Origin of the sequence: Paraburkholderia sp. BR14320 (assembly GCF_040948665.1) — a bacterium.
Classification (GTDB): Bacteria; Pseudomonadota; Gammaproteobacteria; order Burkholderiales; family Burkholderiaceae; genus Paraburkholderia; species Paraburkholderia youngii.
Map to the genome: position 1 here is coordinate 19,531 of NZ_JBFPKG010000071.1, position 7,885 is coordinate 27,415.

At 62.2% G+C, this 7,885-nt stretch carries 6 protein-coding genes; 1 reads left to right on the forward strand and 5 read right to left on the reverse strand.

The window, feature by feature from the left end; genetic code table 11:
• Positions 1–84 precede the first annotated feature (84 nt).
• From AB3X89_RS35830 to norR, 4 genes are all read right to left on the reverse strand, one after another.
• A complete protein-coding gene (locus AB3X89_RS35830) occupies positions 85–1,263 on the reverse strand; it encodes a CaiB/BaiF CoA transferase family protein (protein WP_368587448.1) in 1,179 nt (392 codons plus the stop codon).
• A 16-nt stretch (positions 1,264–1,279) separates the two neighbouring features.
• Positions 1,280–2,443, reverse strand: a complete 1,164-nt coding sequence (locus AB3X89_RS35835) for an acyl-CoA dehydrogenase family protein (protein ID WP_368587449.1) — start codon at positions 2,441–2,443, stop codon at positions 1,280–1,282.
• Between the two features lie 18 nt (positions 2,444–2,461).
• Positions 2,462–3,304 carry a MaoC family dehydratase N-terminal domain-containing protein gene (locus AB3X89_RS35840; protein ID WP_368587450.1) on the reverse strand — a complete coding sequence of 281 codons (843 nt, stop codon included), beginning with the start codon at positions 3,302–3,304 and terminating at the stop codon, positions 2,462–2,464.
• Positions 3,305–3,527: 223 nt separating this feature from the next.
• A complete protein-coding gene (norR, locus tag AB3X89_RS35845) occupies positions 3,528–5,123 on the reverse strand; it encodes a nitric oxide reductase transcriptional regulator NorR (RefSeq protein ID WP_368587451.1) in 1,596 nt (531 codons plus the stop codon).
• Between the two features lie 138 nt (positions 5,124–5,261).
• On the opposite strand from norR, the gene hmpA reads away from it, so the two are divergent.
• The gene (gene hmpA / locus AB3X89_RS35850) at positions 5,262–6,443 is read left to right on the forward strand and encodes an NO-inducible flavohemoprotein (RefSeq protein ID WP_368587452.1); all 1,182 of its coding nucleotides are present in this window, start codon (positions 5,262–5,264) and stop codon (positions 6,441–6,443) included.
• Positions 6,444–6,575: 132 nt separating this feature from the next.
• Here hmpA and AB3X89_RS35855 read toward each other — a convergent pair whose 3' ends face one another.
• Positions 6,576–7,619, reverse strand: a complete 1,044-nt coding sequence (locus AB3X89_RS35855) for a transporter (RefSeq protein ID WP_368587453.1) — start codon at positions 7,617–7,619, stop codon at positions 6,576–6,578.
• Positions 7,620–7,885: the final 266 nt, after the last annotated feature.

The following is a 7,885-nucleotide window of genomic DNA, read 5'->3' on the forward strand; positions in this document are numbered from 1 at the left end:
AGGTTGTATCGGGTTCGTTCGGAATACCGGCTTGTCATCCCGCATCACATGCGTGCGGGCGCGAAGCGAAATAGGCTTACTGAATCAAATCGTGCCGGCCGCGCGCAGCGCGTCGATACGAGCTTTGCCGTAGCCAAGCTCACGCAGAATCGATTCGGTATGTTGACCAATTGTGGGAACGGGGTCCATCCGAGGCTCGATGTCGGAAGGCAAACCCGGAGGCCGCAATGCCGGTATCGTGCCGGCTGCCGTGCCGACTTCCTGCCAGCGCTCGCGTGCCTTCAACTGCGGATGCGCCCACACGTCCGCGAGCGTATTCATCTGCGCGTTCGCTATACCTGCCTGATCGAGTCGCTCGATCACCTGCGCGGCGCTCAGCTTCGCGAACGCCGCCACTATCACCTCGCGCAACGCCTCGCGCGCCGCAGTGCGCTTCGAGTTCGATGCGAAGCGTTCGTCGGTTGTTAGCTCAGGCAGTTCGAGCACGCGATCGCAGAACAGCTTCCATTCGCGTTCGTTCTGCAGGCCGAGCATGACCGTCTTGCCGTCGCCAGCGGGAAACGGTCCGTACGGATAGATCGTTGCATGCGCGGCGCCCGCGAGCGCGGGCTGCGGCTGACCGTCGATCGCGTAGTAGAGCGGATAACCCATCCACTCGACCATGCTTTCGAGCATCGACACGTCGATTCGGCAACCGCGCCCCGTGCGTCCCCGCTGCAACAGCGCGCTCAGGATGTTCGAATAGGCGTACATGCCCGCCGCGATATCAGCGATCGAGCAGCCCGCCTTCGCTGGCGCGCCAGGAGAGCCGGTGATCGATAAAAAGCCGGACTCGCTTTGAATCAGCAGGTCGTACGCCTTCTTGTCGCGATACGGACCGTCCGCGCCATAGCCGGAAATATCGCAGACGATCAGCTTCGGATACTTCTGGCTCAGCGTGTCGTAGCCGAGGCCGAGCCGTTCCGCCGCACCCGGTGCGAGGTTCTGCACGAGCACGTCTGCATCGGCAACCAAGGCATCGAGAATCTCCGCCGCCGCGGGCTGCTTCAGGTCGAGCGAAAGGCTTTCTTTCGAGCGATTGGTCCACACGAAGTGCGACGACAGTCCATGCACACGTTCGTCATAGCCGCGCGCGAAATCGCCGACGCCGGGCCGTTCGATCTTGATCACGCGCGCGCCGAGATCGGCCAGTTGACGCGTGCAGAACGGCGCGGCGATCGCGTGTTCGAGCGTGATGACCTTGATACCGTCGAGTGGTCTCATGATGTCCGCCAGCGGGTCAGAACGAACGCGGCAGCCCGAGAATATGCTCGGCCACGTACGAGAGAATCAGATTGGTTGAAATCGGCGCGACCTGATACAGACGCGTTTCGCGAAACTTGCGCTCGACGTCGTATTCGCATGCGAAGCCGAAACCGCCGTGAAATTGCAGGCACGCATTGGCCGCTTCCCACGACGCGTCCGCAGCGAGCAGCTTCGCCATGTTCGCTTGCGCGCCGCACGGCTGCTGCGCGTCGAAACGACGTGCCGCTTCGAAGCGCATCAGGCTCGCTGCCTCGACGTTGATGAACGAACGCGCGATCGGAAACTGCACGCCCTGGTTCTGTCCGATCGGCCTGCCAAACACGACGCGCTCCTTCGCGTACTCGGTGACTTTATCGACGAACCAGTAACCGTCGCCGATGCACTCCGCGGCGATCAGCGTGCGCTCCGCGTTGAGGCCGTCGAGAATGTATTTGAAGCCTTGCCCTTCCTCGCCGATCAGATTCTCGGCCGGGATTTCGAGGTTGTCGAAAAAGAGTTCGTTGGTCTCGTGATTGACCATGTTCAAAATCGGCTGCACGGTCAGGCCATGCCCGATCGCTTCGCGCAGATCGACGATGAAGATCGACATGCCCTCCGATTTCTTCTTCACGTCCGCGAGCGGTGTGGTGCGCGCGAGCAGGATCATCAGATCCGAGTGCTGCACGCGCGAAATCCACACCTTCTGGCCGTTGATCACGTAACGGTCACCGCGCCGCTCGGCGGTAGTCTTGATCTTCGTCGTATCGGTGCCGGTGCTCGGCTCGGTCACGCCCATCGATTGCAAACGCAGGTCGCCGTTCGCGATCTTCGGCAGATACTTGCGCTTCTGTTCTTCCGAACCGTGCCGCAGCAACGTGCCCATGCTGTACATCTGTCCGTGGCATGCGCCCGAGTTGCCGCCCGCGCGATTGATCTCTTCCATGATCACCGACGCTTCCGTGAGCCCGAGCCCCGAGCCGCCGAAGTCCTGCGGAATCAGCGCGGCGAGCCAGCCGGCCTTCGTCAGCGCGTCGACGAACTCTTCCGGATAGCCGCGCGACTCGTCGATCTTGCGAAAGTACTCGCCGGAAAACTGCTGACACAGATCGCGCACGGCCTCTCGAATGTCCTGGAACGAATCGTGTTGCGTGGTTTGCATAGTCGAGTCTCGTGGAATTCAGGCGAGCGCGGCGGTCGCGCGCATGGTCAGATAACCTTCCTGGTCCTTCGCCCACAGGTCGATGGTCTTGCCGTCGGCGGCGGGCTTGCCGCATACCGTGAACGGCTGATCCGCGAAGGTCGGGCGAAGCGCGCGAAACGCGAAGCTTTGCAGCGTCGCTTGCGGCAGTTCGCGGCGCACGAGATCGACGAGCAGCGTCGCGATCAGCGGGCCATGCACGACGAGGCCCGGATAGCCTTCGACTTGCGTCACATAGGGATGGTCGTAGTGAATGCGATGGCCGTTGAAAGTCAGCGCCGAGTAGCGGAACAGCATCACGGCATCGGCGTCGATCGTGCGGCTCCACGTTTCTCCTTCGGGCGCGGGCGCCGGCTGTTGCGGCCGCGCCCCTTCGTGCGGCGCGTCGCGATAGACAATGTCGTGCTCCTCTTCGAGCTTCAACTCGCCATCGACTTCGATCGTATGTTGCACGGAGACGAATACGAGGCGGCCCGAGCGGCCGGTCTTGTCCTCGATATTGGCGATCGTCGAAGTTCGCCGCGCATGCTCACCGATCTTCAGCGGCGCATGAAACGTGAGCCGGCCACCAGCCCACATGCGGCGCGGCAATGGCACGGGTGGAAGAAAACCACCACGCTTCGGATGTCCATCGGGACCGACTTCGGATAGCGGCGCGACCGGAAGAAAGTACAGCCAGTGCCACAACGGCGGCACGGTGTCGCCGCTTTCCTCGCGATCGAGCGTGGCGGCGAGTGCGGCTAACGGAAACGCGGTGATGTCGTCTTCGGCCACCGCCTCCTTGTTGAGCCAATCGTCGAGCTTCTGTGGGGCAGCGGACATGGCGGAGTCTCCTGGTTTAGTGTGTTGGTCCTCGTTAGGGCCCACTATGACCGACGCGCTGTGTGCCGCGAAGTTCGATTTTCCGAAGCGGGCCTTTGGCTTTGGTTAAGACGTTAGGCGCGGCGCGCGGCACTGACAATCTGTTTTCAGCGCGATCAGAGATTCGACGCGGCCCGACCTTATTGCTTTACCGAACTGCAACGGTGCTCCTTCATCTGCTCGCTTATTTGAGCCCGAGCCGTTTGGCCAACCGATTCAGATTCGCGCGGTCCAGCCCCAGCTCGCGCGCGACCGCCGCCCAGTTTTGCCTGTTGCGGATCAGCGCTTCGAGAACGAGATTGCGTTCGAACTCGGTGACCGCACTGCGAAAGTCTTTCGTCTCGCTTTGCTCGCTCTGCGTGGCCGTTTGATTGGCTTCCTGATTCTGTGCGTCGGACAACGCGAAGTCCGCGGCCGTCAACGTCAGAATACGGCGACGCTCACGACTGGCCGCCAACGCCTTCAGCGCACTGCGTCCGATCAGATGCTCCAGTTCGCGCACATTGCCGGGCCATGAGTAGTGCAGCAACGCGGCCTGCGCGTCGGCCGCAAGCCGCAGACTCAGCAGCCCGAGCCGCGAGCGATTGTCTTCGAGGAAGAAGCCCGCCAGCAGTAGCACGTCGCGGCCACGTTCACGCAACGGCGGCACGCGCAGCGGATACACGCTGAGGCGATGATAGAGATCGGCGCGGAAGCGGCCCGCGCGCACTTCTTCGGCGAGATCGCGATTGGTTGCGGCGATCAGCCGCACGTCGACTCTGTGCTCGTGGTCCGAGCCGATGCGCTGCAACTGTCCGTTCTGCAGGACGCGCAACAGCTTCGCCTGCACCGCGAGCGGCAACTCACCGACCTCGTCGAGGAAAATGGTGCCGCCGTCGGCGAGTTCGAACTTGCCGCGCCGATCCGCCGACGCTCCCGAAAACGCGCCGCGCACGTGGCCGAATAGTTCGCTCTCGACGAGCGTATCGGGCAATGCCGCACAGTTCAGGCTGATCAGCGGCTTGTTCGCGCGCGGCGACAGCGCGTGGATCGCGTTCGCGACCAGCTCCTTGCCGACACCGGTCTCCCCGGTGACGAGCACGGTCAGATCGCTGGCGGCGACCACCTCGATCTCCTCCACCATCCGGCGATGCGCCTCGCTGCTGCCGATCAGCTCGCGCCGGCTCTCGCTGCTCGCCAGCCGATAAGCTTCCGCGCGACGCTGCGCCTCTTCGCCATTGCGCGCCAACGCGTCGATGCGTTCGACGACGCTGACGGTCGCAGCCGCGAGGCCGAGAAATGCTTGCAGCGAAGCCATGTCGAGCGTGTTGAAGCGCGCCGGGTCGAGTGCGTCGAGCGTGAGCAACCCCCAAGGCTCGCCGCGGATGAACAGCGGACAACCCAGACAGTCGTGCACTTCGAGATGCCCGGCTGCCATGCCTTGCACGAGGCCATCGTAGGGATCGGGTAGTTCGGAGTCAGCCGCGAAGCGCGTCGGCCCTGGCTGGGCCAGCAACTCCTGAAAGCGCGGGTGCTCGGCGACGCGAAAACGCCGCCCGAGCGTATCGCTGCTCAAGCCGTCGATCGCCAGCGGCACCAGCGTATCGCCTTCCAGGCGTAGCAATGCGGCCGCGTCGCCAGGAAACAGCGAGCGCAGCGCGCTGAGCAGCCGCCGATAACGCTCGCGCTCGGACAACTCGCGCGACAGGTCGAGAATCAGTGGGGTAAGAACGTCGAGGACTGCCTCGGCAGTCAGATCGACTGCGGGTTGAGTCTTTTCGACTAGGGTCGAATGAACCATCCTATTTGCCAGACCGTTGATCTACATACATTTTATACCTGGCACGATTCGTGGATAGTAGAGGCAGTCTGCCGAAACCGGCTGCGACACTCGCTGATAGACAGACGCTCACACAGACTCTCATCAGGACTTGAAAATATGCTATCCGCCGAACACCGCGCCATTATCACAGCAACCGTGCCGCTCCTGGAAAGCGGCGGCGAGGCGCTCACCACGCACTTCTACCGCGTGATGCTTAGCGAGCACCCGGAAGTGCGCCCGATCTTCAATCAATCCCACCAGGCGAGCGGCTCGCAGGCGCGCGCTCTGGCCAACGGCGTCGTGATGTACGCACGCCATATCGATCAGCTCGAACAACTGGGCGGGCTCGTCGCGCAGGTCATCAACAAGCACGTGTCGCTGAACGTGCAGCCTGAGCACTATCCGATCGTCGGCAAGTGCCTGCTGCGCGCGATTCGTGAAGTACTCGGCGCGGACGTCGCAACCGACGCCGTGATCGAAGCGTGGGCCGCCGCGTATCAGCAACTCGCGGATCTGTTGATCGGACTCGAAGAGAAGATCTACGCCGAAAGCGCGGCAGCGCCCGGCGGCTGGCGCGGCACGCGGCTGTTCCGCCTCGCGCGCAAAGTGCGTGAAAGCGACGAGATCACGTCGTTCTATCTGCGTCCCGATGACGGCGGCGAATTGCTCGCATTCAAGCCGGGGCAGTACATTGGCGTGCGGCTGGTGATCGACGGCGAAGAAGTGCGTCGCAATTATTCGCTGTCAGCAATGAGCGATGGTCGCGAATATCGCATCAGCGTGAAACGCGAACCGAATGGAACCGTGTCGACGTATCTGCACGAGCAGATGAAGGTAAACGACCCGCTCGAGCTGTTCGCGCCGGCCGGCGAATTTACGCTGCAACCTGGCGACAAACCGTTGGTGCTGATCAGTGGCGGCGTCGGGATCACGCCGACGATGGCGATGCTGCAAGCCGCGCTGAAGACCAATCGTCCGGTGCATTTCATTCACGCGGCCCGTCATGGTGGCGTGCATGCGTTCCGCGGCGCGATCGATGCATTGGCCGCGCGCCATCCGCAACTGAAGCGCTTCTATTGCTACGAGCAGCGCCGTGACGGCGATGCCGACGCGCACGCGGTCGGTTACGTCGACGAAGCGAATCTGAAGAAGTGGCTGCCGGAAACGCGCGACGTCGACGTGTATTTCCTCGGGCCCATCGCGTTCATGAAGGCGATCAAGAAATGCCTGAAGGCGATCGGCGTGCCGGAATCGCAGAGCCGTTATGAGTTTTTTGGGCCGGCTGCCGCGCTCGAATAACGCACTCGGCTAATCGACGAGTACTTGCCCTCTTCGAATCGTTGCAAAGCGTATTCGAAGACGGGCATCTTCTGGTTTCAATTACGCCGGTGGGTTTGGCCTTGTAAGAAGCGGGCCAAGTCTGCTGCGCGTTCAGCGCTCCCTTCTGCGGCGAAATGCCCACCAGCCAGTCAGCCCGGTAAAACCGGCGACCAGCAGCACCATCACCCAAAATCCATGCTTGTTCTCGGCGAGCGGAATGCCACCGACGTTCATGCCGAAGAAACCGGCAATGATATTGATTGGCATCGCCAGCACCGTGACGAGCGTCAGCGTGAATAGCGTGCGGTTGTTCTGCTCCTCGAGTCGCGAGGTGATTTCTTCCTGCAGCAATCTAACCCGCTCGATCAATCCGGCCACGTCCGAAAGCACGACCGAGAACTCCTCCGTCGATTCACGCAGGTCCTGCACGTCTTCCACGTGAAGCCAGCGAGGCGGCCTCGCCAGCAAGCGGAAAATCGCGCCCGGTTCGGGTGCCAGCATCCGCTGCAGACGTGTCAGCGTGCGACGCATCGCGCCGAGGTCGAGGCGGTTTTGCGTCGGCCGTTGCGACAGGAAGCGGTCCTCAATTCGATCGACGTCGGCGCTGGTTCGGCGGACGATCTGCACGAGCAGGTCGGCCTGGTCGCGCATCAGATGAACGAGCAGCTCGGCAGGTGACCTGAATACTTCCCCTTGCCGTACCGACGCGCGCAAACGGTCCACCGAGCGCAGCGGCTTCAGCCGCGCGGTTACGATGAGCCGCTTGGTTGCGCAGATCCACAGCGTCGCGATTTCGGACGGGATGAACTCGAGGTTGAACATGACGTCGTTCACGACTGCGCGCAGTGCGCCGTCCGCATGTTCGATCCGCGTCGAATGCGAGCCTTCGCGCAAGGCGTCGAAAAACGCTTCGGGCAGATCGAGTTGCGTGCGCATCCAGCGCTCGCTCGCGCTATGCGCGAGATTGAAGTGAAGCCACAGAAACTCGCCAGCGTCCCTTGCGGTAGTGTCGGCATCATCCTCACGCTCGCGGAACCAGTCGATGACTTCGTCCGCGTCGATCGGCCGTCCGGCAAGCGTCGGCAAAAACCGGAAACCGCAGACCATACCCGACGAATCCGCGCCGTAGGTTTGCAATGCCAGATCTGATTTCATAGGGCGTTCAATGCCAGCGCTTCCGAAAGGAATACATGAGCATAGCGCGAACGATTGAAAGAGAGTTGACGCGCGCAGCTTCGGGCGTCGTATTGTCGAATTGAGGCGGCTGGCGTGTCACGGAAACGTCATCTCTGACGATTTCGGCCGCGTAAACGCAAAAACCCCACCGCTGGGGGTGGGGTTTCTGGCTTGTGGGGGAGCCTGACGATTACCTACTTTCACACGGGCAATCCGCACTATCATCGGCGTGGAGTCGTTTCACG